This window comes from Variovorax boronicumulans, from assembly GCF_029892485.1.
Classification (GTDB): Bacteria; Pseudomonadota; Gammaproteobacteria; order Burkholderiales; family Burkholderiaceae_C; genus Variovorax; species Variovorax boronicumulans_B.
On record NZ_JARXVG010000003.1, the window covers coordinates 78,696 to 95,969 of the forward strand.

At 69.2% G+C, this 17,274-nt stretch carries 19 protein-coding genes; 8 read left to right on the top strand and 11 right to left on the bottom strand.

Annotated elements, in window-relative coordinates; translation table 11 throughout:
- Window positions 1–15 precede the first annotated feature (15 nt).
- Together gntK and M2282_RS08205 are read left to right on the top strand one after the other, a co-directional pair.
- A complete protein-coding gene (gene gntK, locus M2282_RS08200; RefSeq protein ID WP_280808288.1) occupies window positions 16–1,575 on the top strand; it encodes a gluconokinase in 1,560 nt (519 codons plus the stop codon).
- Window positions 1,576–1,612: 37 nt separating this feature from the next.
- Window positions 1,613–2,626, top strand: a complete 1,014-nt coding sequence (locus M2282_RS08205; RefSeq protein ID WP_280808289.1) for an AraC family transcriptional regulator — start codon at window positions 1,613–1,615, stop codon at window positions 2,624–2,626.
- A 42-nt stretch (window positions 2,627–2,668) separates the two neighbouring features.
- Here M2282_RS08205 and M2282_RS08210 read toward each other — a convergent pair whose 3' ends face one another.
- Both M2282_RS08210 and M2282_RS08215 read right to left on the bottom strand, forming a co-directional pair.
- Window positions 2,669–3,391, bottom strand: coding sequence for a nitroreductase (locus M2282_RS08210; RefSeq protein WP_280808290.1), 723 nt, complete (start codon window positions 3,389–3,391; stop codon window positions 2,669–2,671).
- A gap of 94 nt (window positions 3,392–3,485) precedes the next feature.
- Window positions 3,486–4,457, bottom strand: coding sequence for a LysR substrate-binding domain-containing protein (locus M2282_RS08215; protein WP_432422887.1), 972 nt, complete (start codon window positions 4,455–4,457; stop codon window positions 3,486–3,488).
- A gap of 213 nt (window positions 4,458–4,670) precedes the next feature.
- Here M2282_RS08215 and M2282_RS08220 point away from each other — a divergent pair, with 213 nt between their 5' ends.
- Both M2282_RS08220 and M2282_RS08225 read left to right on the top strand, forming a co-directional pair.
- Window positions 4,671–5,597 carry a tripartite tricarboxylate transporter substrate-binding protein gene (locus M2282_RS08220; protein WP_280808292.1) on the top strand — a complete coding sequence of 309 codons (927 nt, stop codon included), beginning with the start codon at window positions 4,671–4,673 and terminating at the stop codon, window positions 5,595–5,597.
- A 45-nt stretch (window positions 5,598–5,642) separates the two neighbouring features.
- A complete protein-coding gene (locus M2282_RS08225) occupies window positions 5,643–6,194 on the top strand; it encodes a DUF4863 family protein (protein ID WP_280808293.1) in 552 nt (183 codons plus the stop codon).
- 30 nt (window positions 6,195–6,224) lie between these two features.
- On the opposite strand, the gene M2282_RS08230 is transcribed toward M2282_RS08225, so the two are convergent.
- The gene (locus M2282_RS08230; protein WP_280808294.1) at window positions 6,225–6,770 is read right to left on the bottom strand and encodes a MarR family winged helix-turn-helix transcriptional regulator; all 546 of its coding nucleotides are present in this window, start codon (window positions 6,768–6,770) and stop codon (window positions 6,225–6,227) included.
- Between the two features lie 122 nt (window positions 6,771–6,892).
- Between M2282_RS08230 and M2282_RS08235 the strand changes: the two genes are divergently transcribed.
- Complete coding sequence (locus M2282_RS08235) at window positions 6,893–7,873, top strand: tripartite tricarboxylate transporter substrate-binding protein (protein WP_280808295.1); 981 nt, start codon at window positions 6,893–6,895, stop codon at window positions 7,871–7,873.
- A gap of 16 nt (window positions 7,874–7,889) precedes the next feature.
- Here the strand turns inward: M2282_RS08235 and M2282_RS08240 are convergent, their stop codons facing one another.
- On the bottom strand, window positions 7,890–8,354 hold the full coding sequence (locus M2282_RS08240; protein ID WP_280808296.1) for an Lrp/AsnC family transcriptional regulator: 465 nt from the start codon (window positions 8,352–8,354) through the stop codon (window positions 7,890–7,892).
- Window positions 8,355–8,466: 112 nt separating this feature from the next.
- Here M2282_RS08240 and M2282_RS08245 point away from each other — a divergent pair, with 112 nt between their 5' ends.
- Complete coding sequence (locus tag M2282_RS08245; protein ID WP_280808297.1) at window positions 8,467–9,369, top strand: DMT family transporter; 903 nt, start codon at window positions 8,467–8,469, stop codon at window positions 9,367–9,369.
- A gap of 37 nt (window positions 9,370–9,406) precedes the next feature.
- Here the strand turns inward: M2282_RS08245 and M2282_RS08250 are convergent, their stop codons facing one another.
- The 6 genes from M2282_RS08250 to M2282_RS08275 all read right to left on the bottom strand — a co-directional run bounded on the left by M2282_RS08250 (window position 9,407) and on the right by M2282_RS08275 (window position 15,840).
- Complete coding sequence (locus M2282_RS08250) at window positions 9,407–9,952, bottom strand: Rrf2 family transcriptional regulator (protein WP_280808298.1); 546 nt, start codon at window positions 9,950–9,952, stop codon at window positions 9,407–9,409.
- A 22-nt stretch (window positions 9,953–9,974) separates the two neighbouring features.
- Window positions 9,975–10,673, bottom strand: a complete 699-nt coding sequence (locus M2282_RS08255) for a Bax inhibitor-1/YccA family protein (RefSeq protein ID WP_257861793.1) — start codon at window positions 10,671–10,673, stop codon at window positions 9,975–9,977.
- A 154-nt stretch (window positions 10,674–10,827) separates the two neighbouring features.
- Window positions 10,828–11,196, bottom strand: a complete 369-nt coding sequence (locus M2282_RS08260) for a hypothetical protein (protein WP_280808299.1) — start codon at window positions 11,194–11,196, stop codon at window positions 10,828–10,830.
- A 76-nt stretch (window positions 11,197–11,272) separates the two neighbouring features.
- Entirely contained in the window at window positions 11,273–13,492 is a 2,220-nt protein-coding gene (yccS, locus tag M2282_RS08265) for a YccS family putative transporter (RefSeq protein ID WP_280808300.1), read from the bottom strand.
- Between the two features lie 54 nt (window positions 13,493–13,546).
- Window positions 13,547–14,251 carry a response regulator gene (locus M2282_RS08270; RefSeq protein ID WP_280808301.1) on the bottom strand — a complete coding sequence of 235 codons (705 nt, stop codon included), beginning with the start codon at window positions 14,249–14,251 and terminating at the stop codon, window positions 13,547–13,549.
- Window positions 14,248–15,840, bottom strand: coding sequence for an ATP-binding protein (locus tag M2282_RS08275; protein ID WP_280808302.1), 1,593 nt, complete (start codon window positions 15,838–15,840; stop codon window positions 14,248–14,250). The genes M2282_RS08270 and M2282_RS08275 overlap by 4 nt, the downstream gene beginning before the upstream one ends.
- A gap of 175 nt (window positions 15,841–16,015) precedes the next feature.
- Here M2282_RS08275 and M2282_RS08280 point away from each other — a divergent pair, with 175 nt between their 5' ends.
- Both M2282_RS08280 and M2282_RS08285 read left to right on the top strand, forming a co-directional pair.
- Entirely contained in the window at window positions 16,016–16,291 is a 276-nt protein-coding gene (locus M2282_RS08280; RefSeq protein ID WP_280808303.1) for a hypothetical protein, read from the top strand.
- Window positions 16,292–16,335: 44 nt separating this feature from the next.
- On the top strand, window positions 16,336–16,620 hold the full coding sequence (locus M2282_RS08285; RefSeq protein ID WP_280808304.1) for a hypothetical protein: 285 nt from the start codon (window positions 16,336–16,338) through the stop codon (window positions 16,618–16,620).
- Here the strand turns inward: M2282_RS08285 and M2282_RS08290 are convergent.
- The gene (locus M2282_RS08290) at window positions 16,581–17,264 is read right to left on the bottom strand and encodes a response regulator (RefSeq protein ID WP_280808305.1); all 684 of its coding nucleotides are present in this window, start codon (window positions 17,262–17,264) and stop codon (window positions 16,581–16,583) included. The genes M2282_RS08285 and M2282_RS08290 overlap by 40 nt on opposite strands.
- Between the last annotated feature and the right edge of the window lie 10 nt (window positions 17,265–17,274).

A 17,274-nucleotide genomic window follows, 5' to 3' on the forward strand; every position in this document is an offset into this window, starting at 1 on the left:
CGAAGGAGACAAGCCATGGGCCGCATCGTCATCGGGGTCGACATCGGAACCACCAGCACCAAGGCGGTGGCGTTCACGCCGGCCGGTCGCGTGGTGGCGCACGACACGGCCGAATACCCGCTGCTGCAGCCCGAGGCCGCGGCCGCCGAGCAGGACCCGGAGCAGATCTTCGAGGCCGTGCTGCAGACCATCGCGGGCTGCGTCAAGGCATGCAAGGCCGCGCCGGGCGACGTGCTCGCCGTGTCCTTCAGCGCGGCGATGCACAGCCTGATCCTGGTCGATGCCGCGGGTGTGCCGCTCACGCGCAGCATCACCTGGGCGGACCAGCGCGCCGCGCGTTGGGCCGAGCGCATCCGCGACGAATGGGACGGGCTCGCGATCTACCGCCGCACCGGCACGCCGATCCACCCGATGTCGCCGCTGGCCAAGCTGGTGTGGCTGCGCCATGAGCGCGCCGAACTCTTCGCAAGCGCGGCGCGCTTCGTCGGCATCAAGGAATACGTGTTCTTCCGGCTCTTCGGGCAATGGCAGGTCGACCATTCGATCGCCTCGGCCACGGGGCTCTTCAACCTCGAGCGGCTCGACTGGGACGAAGGCGCGCTCGCGCTCGCCGGCGTGCGCGCCGACCAGTTGCCGCGCCCGGTGCCGACCACCTGGCACATCGAGGGCCTCACAGCCGATGTCGCAGCGCAGCTGGGCCTGGCGACCGACACGCCCTTCGTGATCGGCGCCAACGACGGCGTGCTCTCCAACCTCGGCGTGAACGCGGTGGCACCCGGCGAGGTGGCCGTGACCATCGGCACCAGCGGCGCGATGCGCACCGTGGTCGACCACCCCATGACCGATCCCGAGGGCCGCACCTTCTGCTATGCGCTTGCCGAGCGGCGCTGGGTGGTGGGCGGGCCGGTGAACAACGGCGGCATCATCCTGCGCTGGGTGCGCGACGAGTTCGCCTCGGCCGAGGCCGAGACAGCCAAGCGCCTGGGCATCGACACCTACGAGGTGCTCACGCGCATCGCCGAGCGCGTGTCGGCCGGCTCCGAGGGGCTGGTGTTCCACCCCTTCCTCACCGGCGAGCGCGCGCCGTACTGGAACGCCGACCTGCGCGGTTCCTTCTTCGGGCTGGGCATCCACCACCGCAAGGAGCACATGATCCGCGCGGTGCTGGAGGGCGTGATCTTCAACCTCTACAGCATCCTGCCGGCGGTCGAGTCGATTGCCGGGCGCAGCGCGCACATCAAGGCCACCGGCGGCTTCGCGCGCTCGGGCATGTGGCGCCAGATGATGGCCGACGTGTTCGACCGCGAGGTGGTGGTGCCCGAGAGCTTTGAGAGCTCATGCCTGGGCGCCGCGGTGCTCGGGCTCTACGCGCTGGGCCATGTCGATTCGCTCGACGTGGTGGCGGGCATGGTCGGCGCCACGCACCGCCACACGCCCAATGCCAAGAATGCCGCGCTCTACCGGCAGCTGCTGCCGGTGTACCTCTCGCTTCCGCGCAAGCTCGGCGAGGAGTACCGGCTGCTCGCCGCGTTCCAGCAGCAGACGGCCGTGCCGCCGCCGGCTCGCAAGAGCTGACGCCGTTCGACCTGTTGTTGCCGTTGGAGATCTGGTCTTGCTGAAAACGATGCCGCCGGCCTCCGCCTCCCGACCGCATGCGTCCGCAGCGCGCACGTACACCACCGCGCGCGCCCGCCCGCTCGATGCGCGGCGCGGCACCACATCCGATCTCGCCCTGCCTGCGCTGGCGGAGACCCGTATCACCATCCACTGCGAAACCTTGTCCGCGACCTCGGCGCGCGGCAACGATGCGAACTGCCTGCACGAGCACGAGTTGCACCTGATCGGCGCCGCGCCGGCGCGGCTGCGCGTGGGCAGCGGCATCGACGAGGAAACCCATCGCTTCGCGCCCGGCACCGTGGTGCTGCTGGGTCCGCGGCTGCCGCACAGCCTTGCGTTCGAGCACCATCCGCTGCATGGCGCGGGCAATGCCGGCAGCCTGGTGCTGCGCTTCGGCGACGAGCCGCTGCGCCGCGGCATGGAACTGTTTCCCGAACTGCGCGATGCGGCGCCGCTCCTGGCGCGTGCGCGGCAAGGCGTGCAGTTCGTGGGACTGAACGAAGGCATCGTTTCGCGGCTGCGGCGCATCGAGATGCTGCAGGGCCTCGCGCGCTTCGCGGAATTCACCGTGCTGCTCAACGAGCTCTCGCAATGGTCCGAGTACCGGCTGCTGGCCGACGCCGCGTTCACCGACGATTCGCTGGGCGAGCCCGGGGCTGCGACGCGCATCCACAAGGCGCTCGACCACATCCGCGACAACTACGTGGAGGAGCTCTCGCTCGCCGAGGTCGGCGCGGTCGTCGGCATGCGCGAGAACGCTTTCTCGCGCAGTTTCCGCCGCGCGACCGGCCAGACCTTCACCGACTTCGTGATCGGGCTGCGCGTGGCGCGCGCCTGCCGCCTGCTGGCCTCCACGCGCCAGCAGGTGAGCAGCATCTGCTACGAGGTGGGCTTCAACAACATCTCGAACTTCAACCGGCACTTCAGGCGCATCAAGGGCATGACGCCCGGCGAATTCCGCGCGGCGATTGCTCGGAGACCCAGCGCTTCACCCACGCCCGCGCCGTAGGCCGGATCGGCCCTGGTACACCGAAAGAACGAAGGCGCGTATTCAGCTTTCGCCATCGAAGCCGTGGAAGACCGTGAACGCCTCCACCGGGTCTCTGGGCATCGCAATGCGGTGCAATGCCGCATCCGTCCGCGCATGGCCCAGCGACATGCCGCACACCACGGTCTGGTCCTCCGGCAATTGCAGGCACTCGCGGACGACTGGCTCGTGCCGCACGAACGACACCTGCGGGCAGGTGTCGAGCCCTCGTGCCTTCGCCGCGAGCATGAAGGTCTGCAGGAACATGCCGAAGTCGGCCCAGCTGTGCGGCATCAGCCGCCGGTCGATGGTGAAGATGAGCCCGACCGGCGCATCGAAGAACAGGTAATTGCGTGCCGTCTGCGCGTAGCGTGCCGCCGCGTCCGCGCGGTCGATGCCGAGCGCCGCGTAGTAGCGGGCACCGAAATCCGCCTGCCGCGACTTGCACGCCGCGGGCAGTTCGCCGGGGAAGTGCTGCGAGGCGGGAAGTTCATCGCGCGCGTGCGAGCGCAGCAGTGCCTCGCCGAGCCGGCGCCTGGCTTCGCCTTCGAGCACGTGCACGAACCAGGGTTGCGTGTTCGAGTTGCTCGGCGCGCATCGCGCGACCTCGAGCATTTCGACGACGAGCGCCTTCGGAACTGGCGTGGGATCGAACGCGCGAACCGCCCGGCGCGAGCGGATGACCTCGTCGACGATGCGTCGTGCCGCGTTGTCGCGCGTGGTGTCCGTGGAGGCTGCTTTCATCATGGCGTCATGCTCGCACGCTCGTGCGCCGCTGCCCATTGAAACTTGCGCAGCATCGGTATGCACCGCATCGGATTTGGGTGGGTTTCCCCCTGCGTCAGCCGCGCGCGAGTGCCGCGATGTCGGTGAGCTGTTCTCTGAGCCAGACATGGGCCGGATCGTGCTCGTGCCGCCGGTGCCATATCGCACGCAGGCTCACGTTCGCCACCTCGTAGGGCAGCGGCTTCGCATGCAGGTCGCCGCGGCGCACGAAGGCCTGCGCCAGCGGCGCGGGCACGATGCAGACCATGTCGGTGCCCTGCAGCAGGTCGGGCACCGCGAGCGAATGCGGCACCGTGATGCGGTAGCGCGGATGCCTGCCGATGGCCGACAGCGCATCTTCCAGCGCCTGCCGGTCGAACATCTCCGACTGGCGCGCCAGACCGCGCTCGACGATGTAGCCGCTCACCGCGCCTTCCTCCTGTCCGCCGAGCGACACGGTCACCAGCGGGAATTCCGCCAGGTCGTCGACGCGCAGCCGGCGCCGGCGCAGCGGATGGCCCTTGCGCATGACGAGCACGTCCTCCTGCGTCCACACCGGGCCGCTCTGGAAGCGCGGCGGCACCTCCGCGAAGATGCCGATGGCAATGTCGATGCGGCCCACGTCGATCTGCTCGGCCAGGTCCAGGCGCGTGGACGGCCGCACCACCAGGTCCACCGACGGTGCGATGGCGCTCACGCGATGGCTGAGGCCAGTCAGCAGCGCCGAAGTGACGTAGTCGTTCGCGGCCAGCACGAAGGTGCGCGCGGCCGTGGCGGGGTCGAAGGGGCGCACGCCCAGCGTGTCGTGGATGCTGCGCAAGGCTTCCCGCAGCGGCGCGGCCATGGCGAGTGCGCGCGCGGTGGGCTCCATGCCGCGGGCCGTGCGGATGAACAGCTCGTCCTGCAGGGCCTCGCGCAGCCGGGCCAGCGCATGGCTGATCGCGGACTGGCTCAGGTGCAGGCGCTTGCCCGCGCGCAGCAGGTTCTGGTCCTCGAAGACGGCATCGAAGACCCGCAGCAGGTTCAGGTCCATTCGGCTCGGATTCACTGCCATCTCGTTCTCCTCATGTTGCACGCGCTGCATTGTGGGGTTGCAGATTGATCGCTTCCGGTAGCGGGTGCGCGGTGGCACCGTTCGCCCATGCGTTCCTGGCGACCCAGGACATGGCCGGGACAAACAACTGGAGCAATCATGGTGCATCACATTTCGAGGCGGACTTTCGCAAGGCGCGCTGCGTGTCTCTTGCCGGGGGCGGCGCTATTGCCGGCGCTGTCTTTCGCGCAGGGCGAGGCGGCAATGGGGCGGCTCGTCGTGGGCTATCCGCCCGGCGGCACGCTCGACCAGACCGCGCGCCGCCTCGCGGAATCGTGGCGCACGCAAGGCCGGCCTTACCTCGTGGACAACCGGCCGGGCGCCGCGGGACGCATCGCCAATGCGCAGCTCAAGCGCGAGAAGCCGGACGGCAGCGTGCTGCTGTGCACGCACACCTCGGCGATGACGATCTACCCGCACGTGTACGCCAACCTCGCATACGACCCCGCGAAGGATTTCAAACCCGTCGCGCTGCTGGCCTCCGCGGCCTGCGTGCTGGCCGTGAGCAGCGCCGTGCCGCCCGAAGTGAAGACGCTGGCCGACTACGCGCGCTGGCTCAAGCGCACCGAGACCGGACGCACCTACGCATCGCCCGCGGCGGGTTCGCTGGCGCAGTTCCTGGGCTACCGTTTCTCGCAGGCGGCCGGCGTGCCGCTCACGCACGTGGCCTATCGCGGCTCCGCGCCCGCAGTGCAGGACCTGCTGGGCGGGCAGATTCCCGCCTACATCGGCTTCGTGGGCGACTTCCTGCAGTACCTGGAGAGCGGCAAGCTGCGCCTCCTGGCCGTGAGCAGCGAACGCCGTTCGCGCTTCCTGAAAAACGTGCCGACCTTCGCGGAGCAGGGCTTCGACACGGTGACCGGGCTCGAAAGCTACGGCCTCCATGCGCCGGCCGCCACGCCGGAGAAAACCGTCGCGGCACTCGCCGAAGCCACGCAGATCGCATCGCGCGACAGCACGCTGATGGCCGGCCTGTCCCAGATCGGCCTGGAGGTTCTCTATCTCGGGCCGGCCGACTACACGCGCCTCATCGCCACCGAACGTGAGCAATGGAAGCCGGTGGTCGAGGCCTCCGGCTTCAAGGCCGATGCATAGCGGCACCGAAGAAACCCAGACCCCTCAGCCAAAGGAAAACCACGAATGACCGACCGCGAAAAACTGATCGAGGCCAGCCTGCCTTTTCTCGACGAAATCCAGAACATGACCACCGGAACCGAGGTGGAACAGTGGCTCAACACCACCTACCCGCCCGGCTCGAAGCGCTACGACGAACTGGCCGCGCTGGTGAAGGCCGGCGTACGCGACGGCTGGGCCGCCGATGTCGAGGTCCAGGGACGCAAGTACCGGCGCGCACGGTTGTGCGACCCCTCGGCGCGCACCTTCGGTTTCAGCATCACCGCGGTCTACATGGACAGCACGGGCAACACGCAGGGCAATCCCGAAGGGAGCTTTCGCGGCGACTACCACGCGCATCCCTATGGCGAATTCAACATGGTGGTGCCGCTCGATGACGGCGCCGCGCTGGCCGGGCCCAACGGGTGGTGCTACGGCGGATGGACCGCGCCGGCGCCGGGGAGCCATCACTATCCGGAGGCGAAGGGCGGTGCGGTCATCGCGCTGTTCTACCTGCCGGCGGGACGGATCTCCTACGACATGAAGGCACCGGGCGTGGCCGGCGCGCGGGGAGGCTGACCCCGGACGCGAGGCGCGAAGCCGCGGTTCTCAGGCGCCGCGCTGGGGCCAGCGGTGGCGCGTTCCACCCGCGCGGCGGTCGGCCTTCTCCGGCACCATGCCCTGCGCGCTCAATTCGGTGCCGCGCACTTCGAGCCGGCGCAGGCATCGGAGAAAGACCTCGACGTCCGCCGCATCGATGCCATCGAGCAGCCCGGTGTTGAGGCTCGCGATGCGGGGGAACAACTCGCCGAAGAGCTGCCGGCCCGACGGGCTCAGGCGCATGTGCACTTCGCGGCGGTCGTCGACGTCCTGGCGGCGCTCCACCAGTTTCTTGTCCGTCAGGCTGCGCAGGGCCCGCGAGGTGCGCACGCGGTCCAGGTCGAGCCGCTCGGCGAGTGCCGAGGGCGTGATCTCGCCGACCTCCGCGAGCGTGCCGATCATTCCCCATTCGCGGCGGGTGATGCCGAAGCCGCCCTCGACCATGCGGGTCGCCATGCCGCTGCCGGCGCGGGATGCGCGCGACAGCCGGTACAGCAGCAGGTCGTCGAGGGATCGGGGGGAGCGCAGGGCGTCCGCATCGGGAAAAGCTGACATGGAATTCACAAGGGTTGTGGCTGCGCCGCCTCGGCCGCCAATGGTGGATTAGATCAACTATTTGTTACTTGCGTATAAACAAAGTAACAGTAGCCGGTCTATCGCCGGACGCAGGAGATCCCGTGCCCATTCTCTTTTCCCGGCGAAAACTCACCGCATGGTGTGTCGCCGCTCTCGCCGTCTGCGGCGCTTTCGTGCCAGCGCATGCGCAGAACCTGGATGCTCCGCTCATCCTCGTCGTCGGCTACGCGCCTGGCGGCAGCACCGACCGCATGGCGCGGCTCATCGCGGAGCGGCTGAGCCCGAAGCTCGGCGTGCCCGTGACGGTCGAGAACCGTCCCGGCGAAGGCGGCCGGCTTGCGGCCAAGCAGATCAAGCGCGCGCCTGCGGGCGAGAACGTGCTGATGCTCGGCAACCCCGCCGTGATGGTGGTCGCGCCGCTGGTGTTCAAGGACCTGGGCTACGACCCCGACAAGGACTTCGTGCCCGTCTCCCAGGTCAGCAGCTACGACTTCGCGCTGGCCGTGGGCAACAAGCTGCAGCTGGACCGCGCGATGTTCCTGGTGGGCCGGCTTTGGGCGCATCCGGAAGAGGCGGTCTTCGGCGTGCCGGCGACCGGCAGCCTGCCGCACTTCTTCGGCCTGATGGTGGGCGATGCGCTGAGCGTGCAGCCGCAGATCAAGGGCTATGGCGGCTCGGCGCCGCTGGCGGCGGACCTGAGCGGCGGCTCGCTGCCGATCGCGATCGACACGATGGACTCGCTCTATGCGCAGCACGTGGCCGGCAAGATCCGCATCCTGGCCGTCTCGGGCAAGAAGCGCGCGAGCTTCGCGCCCAACGTGCCGACCTTCCGCGAGGCCGGCATGAAGATCGACGCCGACGGTTGGAACACCTTCTTCGCGCCGAGCACGATGGCGCCCGCCAAGGTGCAACTGCTGGCCGGCAAGATCCGCGAAGTCATGCAGGAGCCGGGTCTGCAGAAGGCGGCCGATGCGCTCTACATCACGCCGGTCGTCAGCAGCGCCGCGGAGACCGCGCAGATGCTCAGGAACTACCGCCAGCAGTGGGAGCCGGTGGTGCGCCGCTCGGGCTTCGCGCCCTGACGGATCGCAAGGCCGCTCAGCGGCCGGGGCCGGGTGGCGGGACCGGCCGCAACGGCGGCAGCCGGCGCGGGATGGTGTGCGCCTTCACCAGCGAGGTGTTGGTCTCGGCCTTCGCCGCGATGTGGTCGAGGATGCCGTCGAGCTGCTCCAGCGATTGCAGGAAGAGCCGCGCGATGAAGCAGTCCTCGCCGGTGACCTTGTCGCATTCGCAGAACTGCGGCGTGTTCTCGATCAGCTTCTGCACCGCATGCAACTGGCCCGGCAGCGGCTTGATGCGCACGATGGCCTGGAATTGGTAGCCGAGCGCCTTGGGGTTCAGCGCCAGCGTGTAGGCGCTGATCACGTCGCGCTCTTCCAGCCGCCGCAGCCGCTCGGCCACGCTGGGCGAAGACAGGCCCACCTGCCGGGCAATGTCCTTGAGCGACATGCGCGCGTTGGCGCCGAGGGCTGTGAGGATGTTCTGGTCGATGTCGTCCAGCATCGGGCGATCTCCGGTGGTTCGAATGGTTGGACCTAATTTTCGATGGCAATCGGGCGCCTTCGCCTTTTTTAAGGCATTTCCCTCGGTTGCCAAAACTGGCACGCTCGACGCCATGCAAACCCAGCTTCGCGGCGCGCTCGAGATGAGCGCCGCCATGGTGATCTCCGGAACCATCGGATGGTTCGTCGTGCGTTCCGGCCAGCCGCTGGTCGATGTGCTGTTCTGGCGCTGCGTGTTCGGCGCGGCCACGCTGCTGGCCGCCTGCGCCGCACTGGGCGTTCTGCGCCGCGGCCTCACTCCGCGCACGCTCGCCCTTGCCGCGTTCGGCGGTGTGGCGCTGGTGGCCAACTGGCTGCTGATCTTCGCGTCGTTCTCGCGCGCATCGATCTCCATCGCCACCGCGGTCTACAACACGCAACCCTTCATGCTGGTCGCGCTCGGTGCACTGCTGTTTTCCGAGCGGCTCACCGCGATGAAGGTGGGCTGGCTCTGCATCGCCTTCGCCGGCGTGGTGCTGGTGGCGCAGGCCAAGCGCGGGGGTGGCGCCGATGGTGCGGCCTACGTCACGGGGGTGCTGATGGCCTTGGGCGCCGCCTTCTGCTACGCGGTGGCCGCCATCGTTGCGAAGAAGCTCGGCGACATGGCGCCGCACCTCATCGCGCTGATCCAGGTGTGCGTCGGCATCGCGATGCTCGCGCCTTTTGCGAACCTGGGGGCGCTGCCCACCGATGCCGGGACCTGGGGCGTGCACCTCACGATGGGCGTGATCTACACCGGCCTGGTGTTCATCCTGCTGTATGGCGCGATCCAGAAGCTGCCGACGACGGTGGCCGGCGCGCTGTCGTTCATCTATCCGCTGGTGGCGATCGGCGTGGACTTCGTGGCCTTCGGCCAGCGACTGACTGCGGCGCAGCTCGTCGGCGCCGCAGCCATCCTGCTCGCGGCGGCGGGCATGACTTTCGGATGGCGCCTGCCCGGGCTGTCGCGCGGCGCTGCCGCCGCCGGGCCGCGCTGAACCGGCGCCCGGCCAGCGCGGCGCATCGGCCGCCGAATCAGCCGGCGCGCTGCTGGCGCCGGCCGAGTGCGAACACCGAGTTCGGTGCGTCCACGATGAACGGCTTGCGCACCGGCGTGCCGACCACGGTGGTCCGCCGGCTGCCGGCCGCGCTGGTGGCGGCCTGCACGCCCTTGGCCTTCTGTTCGTCGACCAGGCTCTGCAGCGAGATCGATTTCAGGAACTCGACCGCCCGCAGGTTGACCGAGGCCCAGAGCTCCTCGACCTCGCAGCGGCCGGTGTCGTCCACATCCGCGCCGGCGCGGCGGCGCGTGGTCTCGGCGCCGTGGTCCTCGATGGAGAGCACGATGTCCGCCACGCTGATGAGTGCGGCCTTGCGGCTGAGCGAATACCCGCCGCCCGGGCCGCGCGTGGATTCGACCAGGTCATTGCGGCGCAGCTTGGCGAACAGAAGTTCCAGGTACGACAGCGAGACCCGCTGGCGCAGGCTGATCGAGGCCAGCGTGACCGGGCCCGAGCGGCCGTGCAGTGCGATGTCGATCATCGCGGTGACCGCGAAGCGGCCCTTGGTGGTGAGGCGCATGGAAAGACTCCCTTCGTAAGCGTTACTCGTCCTTGCCGCCACCCATGCCCAGAAGGGCCAGGAGCGCCTGGAACACGTTGTAGATGCTGAGGTAGACACCCAGGGTGGCGGAGATGTAGTTGGTCTCCAGGCCGTCCTTCACGCGCTTGAGGTCATGCAGGATGAAGGCCGAGAAGATGCCGATGGCGGCGACGGCCAGCGTCATCATCAGCGCGCTCGACTGGATGAAGAAGTTGGCGATGCCGGCCACCAGCAGCAGGATGGCGCCGATGAAGAGCCACTTGCCCATGGCCGACAGGTCGCGCTTGATGACCGACGACAGCGTCGCCATGCCCAGGAAGATCGCGCCGGTGCCGGCAAAGGCCGTCATCACCAGGTTCGCGCCGTTCGAGAGACCCAGCACCGAGCCCACGAGGCGCGACAGCATCAGCCCCATGAAGAAGGTGAAGGCCAGCAGCACCGGCACGCCGGCGGCCGAGTTCTTGGTCTTCTCGATGGCGTACATGAAGCCGAAGGCGCCGCCGAGGAACACCATGAGGCCGATGCCCGGCGACATGGCGCGCGCCAGGCCCGTGGAGACGCCGATCCAGGCGCCGAGCACGGTGGGCACCATCGACAGCGCGAGCAGCCAGTAGGTGTTGCGAAGAACGCGGTTGCGTTCCTGGGCCGACGCGATCGGTGCGTCGAAGCCGGGGTGATAAGTGGGTTGACCGTTGTTCATTCTGATTCCTTGATCTGGCGTCCCGACGAAACGGGGACGCGGTGGTGGCACGGGAAGAGCGGTGTGTTCGCGATGCGAACGCTTTGCCGGCGTGCGGCGATGCGGTCGGATCGGAAAGGCAGGAGCCGCAAGGGCTCCAGGTCGCGGCAGAGCCTCAGGCGACCAGGGCGGTGCCGCGGGGTGGCCGCTTGGGCCGATCGAGGAGAGGCGAGAGCGCGGGCGTCAGGGCGAGGCCGCGCGGCTGTTCAGAGAGAAAAAGCGGCATCGCCACGGGGTGGCGGGCATCGACCAGCTCGACGTGTTCGGAGCCGGCCTCGTCATGGGAGGGGAGTTCGTCCGCCAGGTCCATGGCATCGCTCACGAATGCATCGGAGAACGACATGCTGGCCGTTGCGCAGGTCTGCACGTCGGCAGCACCTGCATGCGCGGAATGACCGGCACCCATCAGCCCCTGCGCGAACACGGCAAGGCCGTAGCAGGACAACATGAGGGTGAGGACAGTAGCGGCGAACCAGCGTGACATGAAGCCGCGATTTTACCCGGCGCAACCTGACCAGCCTTCCGGCGGGTTGTTTCGCCCCGCCGGACGGTCGGACGTTTCAGGTTTCCGGTGTGGCGGGTGTCGCCTCGTCCCCGGGCTGCAACCACTCGCGCGCATGGGTGCGCAGCGCGTCGATCTGCAGCCAGACCAGCGCCAGCTCCGTATGGATGGTGCGTTCCGCCGCGCCGGCATCGCCCGCCGGTGCCACGGCGGCGGCGAGCGCGGCGCGCACGGCAGGTTCGGTGGCGGGATCGTCCGCGATCGCGCCACCCTGCAGCCCGCCGGCCAGCGCATCGAGCGCCGCCGCCGCGCCCTCGGCCGCATCGCGCAGCACCGCCATGTGCGGCGAATCGGGCAGCGCGGCGCGGTGCGCGCCGAGTGCCGACAGGTAGCTCAGGAGCGTGTGCGAGCGGATCAGGAAGCGCAGTGCGATGCCCGCGCGCGGCCGCACGTACCCCGGCTCGCGGAACATGTCCGACACCGCCGTGGAGAGCGCCGCGTCGGCGTTGTGGTCGTTGCGCCGCGCGAGGCGGTAATCGAGGTGGTCGAGCGGACCGTTGCGGTATTGCTCGACGATCCGGCGCAGATACCCCGCATGGCTGCGCATCGCCGTGGCCGCCAGCTCGTTGATGCGCCGCGCCTGCCAGTGCGGCAACACCAGCAGCACCGCGAGGCCGGCGATCGCGCTGCCGATGGCGGTGTCGACCAGCCGCGGCACGATCAGAAGGCCGCTGTCGCCCACCTGGTTGAAGCACATCAGCACCAGCAGCGTCATCGCGGCCGTCGCGAGCAGGTAGCGCGTGGCGCGTGTCGCGAAGAAAAGCACCCCGGCCACCACCGCGATCACCGACTGCACCAGCGGCTGCGGAAAGAGCTGCAGCAGCGCCCATCCCGCCACCACGCCGAGCGCGGTACCAGCAATGCGCTGCCCCATGCGCGAGATGGTGTCGCCAAAGGTCTGCTGGCAGACGAACAGCGTGGTCAGCAGGATCCAGTAGCCCTGCGCGGGATGGATCAGATGCATCACGCCATAGCCCGCGGCCAGCGCGATCGCCAGCCGCAGCGCATGGCGAAACAGCGGCGAGCGCGGCGTGAGTTGCCGCCGCACCCGCTCCACCGCATCGCGCCAGGAACGCGGCGAGCGGTTGAAGAGGCCCATCTCGGTCCGGCCGGCGCGGGCCGAGGGCTGGCTCGCACCGGCGAGTTGCCCGTCGAGCTGAGCAAGGTTGCGCGCGAGCGCTTCCACCGAGGCGAGCAGCGCGAGCCGCTGCGGTGTGCTCGCGCGCGCCCGCTCATGCTCGATGGCGCCGCGCAGGTCGGCCAACGCCTGCACCGTCTCGATACCGACGTCGAAAGGCTCGCGCCGCGCGATCGAGCTGGCCAGCCGCTGGCAGGCCAGCCCCTGCAGGCCGAGCACGCGCTGGCAGCGGTACAGAAGGTCGCTGTGGAAGAAGGCGTCGGCCAGCGCGTTGTAGTCGTCGTGCGAGGAGCTTGCGCGCTCGTGCACGTCCTGCGCGATCAGGTAGAGCCCGCGGTAGCGCGAGATGCGCCCGGTCGGCGCCCGCGCGCCGATGCGGCGGAAGATGCTTTCCTTGGCGGCATTCAGCTCGGTCACCACCTCGGCGTTGAGCTGCGCGAGCGACAGGCGCTTCTGTTCGATGTCGATGCCCCGCAGCGGCTCGAACAGCGATGCCTTGAAGCGCACGAAGTTGCCGAGCACCGTGAACAACGTTACCAGCCGCGCCTGCACCGGCTGCGCCGGAAAGACCGCGCACCACAGCACCGAGAAGACGCCATACCAGGCGGCGCCGGCCAGGAGCAGCAACGGCTCGCGCCCGCCATCACCTTGTCCGTGGCCATGCGTGGCCTGGTTCTCGATGCCGAGCGTCGCGTACATCGCGAGGATCAGCGTCGCATAGGCGATGGCCTTGTAGCGCGCCTCCACAGCTCCCAGCATCGTGAGCCAGAAGGCCGCGAAGGCCAGGCCAGCGATGAAGAGCACCGGCCGGCCGAACAGCGCCTCGACCGAGAACGACACCACCGTGAAGCATGCGAGCGTGACGAGCTGCGCGCGAAAGCGCCCGCGCCAGCTGTCGTCGGTCTCGGCGAGCGCACTGGCAATGGCGCCGAGGAACAGCGGAATCACCGCTTCGGGGTGGCCGGTGTAGCCGCACACCGCCATCAGGCTGCCGAGTGTGAGAAGAATGCGCAGCGGCTGCGCGCGGGAGGCAAAGGAACGCAGGCGCTGGCGCAGCGAATCGGGGGACAGGGGGAGCATGGCTGCAATCTTGCACGATGCATGCCACGGCGCCGGGCACCCCGGTTCTTCACATCAGGCTTGTGGCGGGGCCTCCCAGGCGAACCCCACGCCGTAGACCGAGCGGATCCAGTCGTGCGAGGGCGACACCGCGCCGAGCTTGCGGCGCAGGTTCTTCACATGGCTGTCGATCGCGCGCTCGGTCACGTCCACCGTGTCGTCGTAGGCGAGCTCCAGCAGCCGCGCGCGCGAGAAGATGCGGCCCGGGTGCCGCGACAGCACCTGCAGCAATCCGAACTCGCGGCGCGTGAGGTTCAGCGGTGTTCCTTCGAGCGAAGCGCGCCAGTGCACGTCGTCGAGCACGAGGCCCGGCGCATCGCCCTGCGGAGCCTGCCCCGGAACGCCTCCCGCATTCCCTGGCGCCGTGCGCCGCAGCACGGCGCGCACGCGCGCTACCAGTTCGCGCGGCGAGAAGGGCTTGCACACGTAGTCGTCCGCGCCGAGCTCCAGGCCGAGCAGGCGGTCGACCTCCTCGATGCGCGCGGTCAGCATGATGATCGGATGCGCCGTGTGCTCGCGCGCCCGGCGCAGCACCTCGATGCCGTCCAGCCGCGGCAACATGATGTCCAGCAGCGTCAGGTCGGGCGGCGAGGCGACGATGCTTTCGAGTGCGCTTTGCCCATCGGCGAAGTGCTCGGTCTCGTAGCCGCTGTGGCGCAGGTAGTCCTGCACCACCGATGCGATGTCGAGTTCGTCCTCGACGATGACGATGCGTGTCATGCGGATGCCGCCAGTGGAAGGGTGATGGTCATGCGCAGGCCCCCCAGCGGCGAGGCCGCCGCCTCGATGCTGCCGCCATGCGCCTCGATGGTCGCGCGGCAGATCGACAGGCCCAGGCCCGAGCCGCCGAGCGCGCGGCTGCGCGAGGTTTCGCCGCGGAACAGGCGGTCGAAGAGGCGCGGCATTTCTTCGTCGGGCACGCCCGGTGCGCTGTCGTCGAACAGCAGCGTGAGGCAGTTGCCGGTCCATGCGCCCTCGATGGTCACGTCGATGCGCAACCGGCCGCCGGCATCGGTGTAGGCGAGGGTGTTCTCCAGCAGGTTCATGAAGACCTGGTGCAGCCGGTGCGCGTCGCCGTCGATCACTGGCTGGGCCGATGCGGCGATGCGGTCGATCGCCTCCCGGTCCACCGAGATGCCGCGCTGCGCGAAGCGGTCGCGCGTGTGGTCGAGCGCCTCCTTCAGCAGCGAGAGCGGAAACACGGCGGTGGTGAGCAGGTCGTTCTGGGGCTCGCGCATGCTGCTGCGCAGGTCGTCGACCAGCTGGCCGAGGCGGATCACCTGCCGGTGCATGCGCAGCGCGGTGCGTTCGTCGAAGGTGCGCACGCCGTCCTGCAGCGCCTCGATTTCGGCGCGCATGGCCGCGAGCGGCGTGCGCAGCTCGTGCGCCGCGTCGGCCAGCCAGGCGCGGCGCGAGGCCTCGACCTTGTCCAGCCGCTGCGCCATGTCGTTGAAGGTCTTGCCCAGCAGCGCGAGTTCGTCGGAGCCGTGCACGGCCACGCGGGTGGAGAGCCGCCCGCGCGCCACGTCCTGTGCCGCCTGCGTCAGTTCGTCGATGGGCTTGAACCAGCGGCGCGCCAGCAGCCAAGACAGCACCAGCGCGAAGGCCAGCCCGCACAGGCCGGTGAGCGCGATCACGCCGGACTGGCGCGCGATGAAGGCGCGGTCGGCTTCGCTTTCCAGGCCCTCCATGGGCGCGAGCGCCAGATACCCGACGACCGAGCGGCCGCGCCGGATCGGCAGGCGCGCGGCGTTTTCGAGGTCGATGGTGGCGCCGACCACCGGTGCGCCCTGCGCATCGAGCACCGCCAGGCGCTGGAAGATGGAGTCCGCAGCCCCGCGCGGGTCGGGAAAGAACCAGGGCGGGGGCGGCATCGAAAAGCGCCGGGGCAGCAGGTCGAGCTGCGGCGAGGCGGAAGAAGAGGAGGCCGGAGGAAGCGGCGGCGCCGATCCGTTGTCCGGGTCGCCCTCGAGCCGGGTGGCGCCCTGCGTGCGGCGCTCGTACCAGGGCGGGAGCCGCCGGTCGTCTGGGCTGGCGGCGCCATCGAGCACGATCGCCAGCTGGCCCATGCGCAGGCGGTGCCAGGCCTCGTCGTTGTCGCGCAGCTTCTTCCAGTCGCCGTTGGCGATGTAGTGCTTCAGCAGGAGCTGCGAGAGCCAGTCCATGCGCCGGATCTCGATCTCGGCGACATAGGCGCCCAGGCCCCGCTGCAGCGCGATGATGGAAAAGCCCACGAAGCTGAGCAGCAACACGACCAGCAAGGCGGCCAGCGCCAGGAAGATCTTGCGGGAGAGGGTCAGACGCGGCATGGGGGTTCGTTCACGCCTTCTTGGGCATGGCCGCATTCTGCGACACGCGTTTCGGGCAGGCGGGGGGCATGGGCAAGCGGCGGATCTTGGCGGGCAAATGGGGAGAAATCTGGGAGGAATCCGGTCGGGTGGCCCTCCCACATTTCTCCCGATTCGAAACGCACGATGCGTGCCCATGAACCCGGCCACGTTTAGCTCACCGAAAAAGTTCCTCTCCGCCTTCGCGGCCGCCGTGCTGGCCTGGGCCAGTCCCGGGCATTGCGCGCCGGCGCGCAATGCATGGTCGTGGGCCGATGCATGGTCCGAAGACGGCATGGGGCTCGTCCTGTTGTGGCTCACGGCGGTCTTCTGGGTGGTCACCCATGTGTGGACGCTGCTGGTCGTCTGGGCGGAGGCGCGCGCCACCCGGGCCAGAGAGCCGGGCGCCGAAGCCGAGGAGGAAAACGCATGAGCGGCCTCGCGCAATCCACCAAATACTGAACGTTGCAGACCGCGATGCCTTTTCACAGCGAAACCGCCTGGGTGCATCCCGTGGCAACGCCATCGACCACCGGGTTGCGGCTGATGCAGCGCCTCCTGGGCCTGCTGGCCTTCAGCGGCCTTGCACTGGGCGCCTGCATCGCCGCGCGTGGGGGATGCGGCGAGCGCCATCATGCCGAGGGGCGCAGCGCGAGCCTCTCGACCCTCGCGCCGATCATGCGCACCGGCCCGGCCACGCAGCGCGACACCGCCTGCCGCGCTCAGCCGGGACGTTCCGCGAAGCTGAAACCCACGCCGTAGATCGAGCGGATCCAGCCGTGCGAAGGCGACACGGCGGTGAGCTTCCTGCGCAGGTTCTTGATGTGCCCGTCGACCGCGCGTTCGTTCACGTCCATCGCTTCCGGAAACGCCGCCTCCAGCAGCTTCGAGCGTGTGAACACCCGCCCCGGGTCGCGCGACAGCGCGCGCAACAGCAGGAGCTCCCGGCGCGTGAGATCGAGTGCGTGCCCCTCCAGGTGCGCGCCGCCGTGCGCGTCCCGGAACGACACCGACTTCGACGGCGCCGCGCAAGCGCCGTCCCGCTGCGCATGGCGGCGCAGCACCGTGTGCACGCGCGCCACCACTTCGCGCGGCGAGAAAGGCTTGCAGACATAGTCGTCGGCGCCCAGGTCGAGCCCGAGCAGGCGGTCGACCTCGCGCCCGCGCGCCGTCAGCATGATGATCGGATGGTCGCTGTGCGAGCGCACCTTCTGCAGCACCTGCAGGCCGTCGATCTGCGGCAGCAGCACGTCCAGCAGGGTGAGCGCGGGCGGCGAACTGAGGATGCGGTCCAGCGCCGCCGCGCCGTCGCCGATGTGCTCGACCTCGTGGCCGGCGTTGCAGAGATGGTCCAGCAGCACCGAGGCGCTGTCGTGCCCGTCTTCGACCATCAGGATGCGGCTCATGGCGTCTTCC

Bases quoted from the DNA above. Each gene is read 5' to 3' on its own strand.
- gntK (WP_280808288.1), top strand. From the start codon at position 16: ATGGGCCGCATCGTCATCGGGGTCGACATCGGAACCACCAGCACCAAG.
- M2282_RS08210 (WP_280808290.1), bottom strand. From the start codon at position 3,391: ATGATGAAAGCAGCCTCCACGGACACCACGCGCGACAACGCGGCACGA.
- M2282_RS08225 (WP_280808293.1), top strand. From the start codon at position 5,643: ATGACCGACCGCGAAAAACTGATCGAGGCCAGCCTGCCTTTTCTCGAC.
- M2282_RS08230 (WP_280808294.1), bottom strand. From the start codon at position 6,770: ATGTCAGCTTTTCCCGATGCGGACGCCCTGCGCTCCCCCCGATCCCTC.
- M2282_RS08240 (WP_280808296.1), bottom strand. From the start codon at position 8,354: ATGCTGGACGACATCGACCAGAACATCCTCACAGCCCTCGGCGCCAAC.
- M2282_RS08245 (WP_280808297.1), top strand. From the start codon at position 8,467: ATGCAAACCCAGCTTCGCGGCGCGCTCGAGATGAGCGCCGCCATGGTG.
- M2282_RS08250 (WP_280808298.1), bottom strand. From the start codon at position 9,952: ATGCGCCTCACCACCAAGGGCCGCTTCGCGGTCACCGCGATGATCGAC.
- M2282_RS08255 (WP_257861793.1), bottom strand. From the start codon at position 10,673: ATGAACAACGGTCAACCCACTTATCACCCCGGCTTCGACGCACCGATC.
- M2282_RS08260 (WP_280808299.1), bottom strand. From the start codon at position 11,196: ATGTCACGCTGGTTCGCCGCTACTGTCCTCACCCTCATGTTGTCCTGC.
- yccS (WP_280808300.1), bottom strand. From the start codon at position 13,492: ATGCTCCCCCTGTCCCCCGATTCGCTGCGCCAGCGCCTGCGTTCCTTT.
- M2282_RS08270 (WP_280808301.1), bottom strand. From the start codon at position 14,251: ATGACACGCATCGTCATCGTCGAGGACGAACTCGACATCGCATCGGTG.
- M2282_RS08275 (WP_280808302.1), bottom strand. From the start codon at position 15,840: ATGCCGCGTCTGACCCTCTCCCGCAAGATCTTCCTGGCGCTGGCCGCC.
- M2282_RS08280 (WP_280808303.1), top strand. From the start codon at position 16,016: ATGAACCCGGCCACGTTTAGCTCACCGAAAAAGTTCCTCTCCGCCTTC.
- M2282_RS08285 (WP_280808304.1), top strand. From the start codon at position 16,336: ATGCCTTTTCACAGCGAAACCGCCTGGGTGCATCCCGTGGCAACGCCA.
- M2282_RS08290 (WP_280808305.1), bottom strand. From the start codon at position 17,264: ATGAGCCGCATCCTGATGGTCGAAGACGGGCACGACAGCGCCTCGGTG.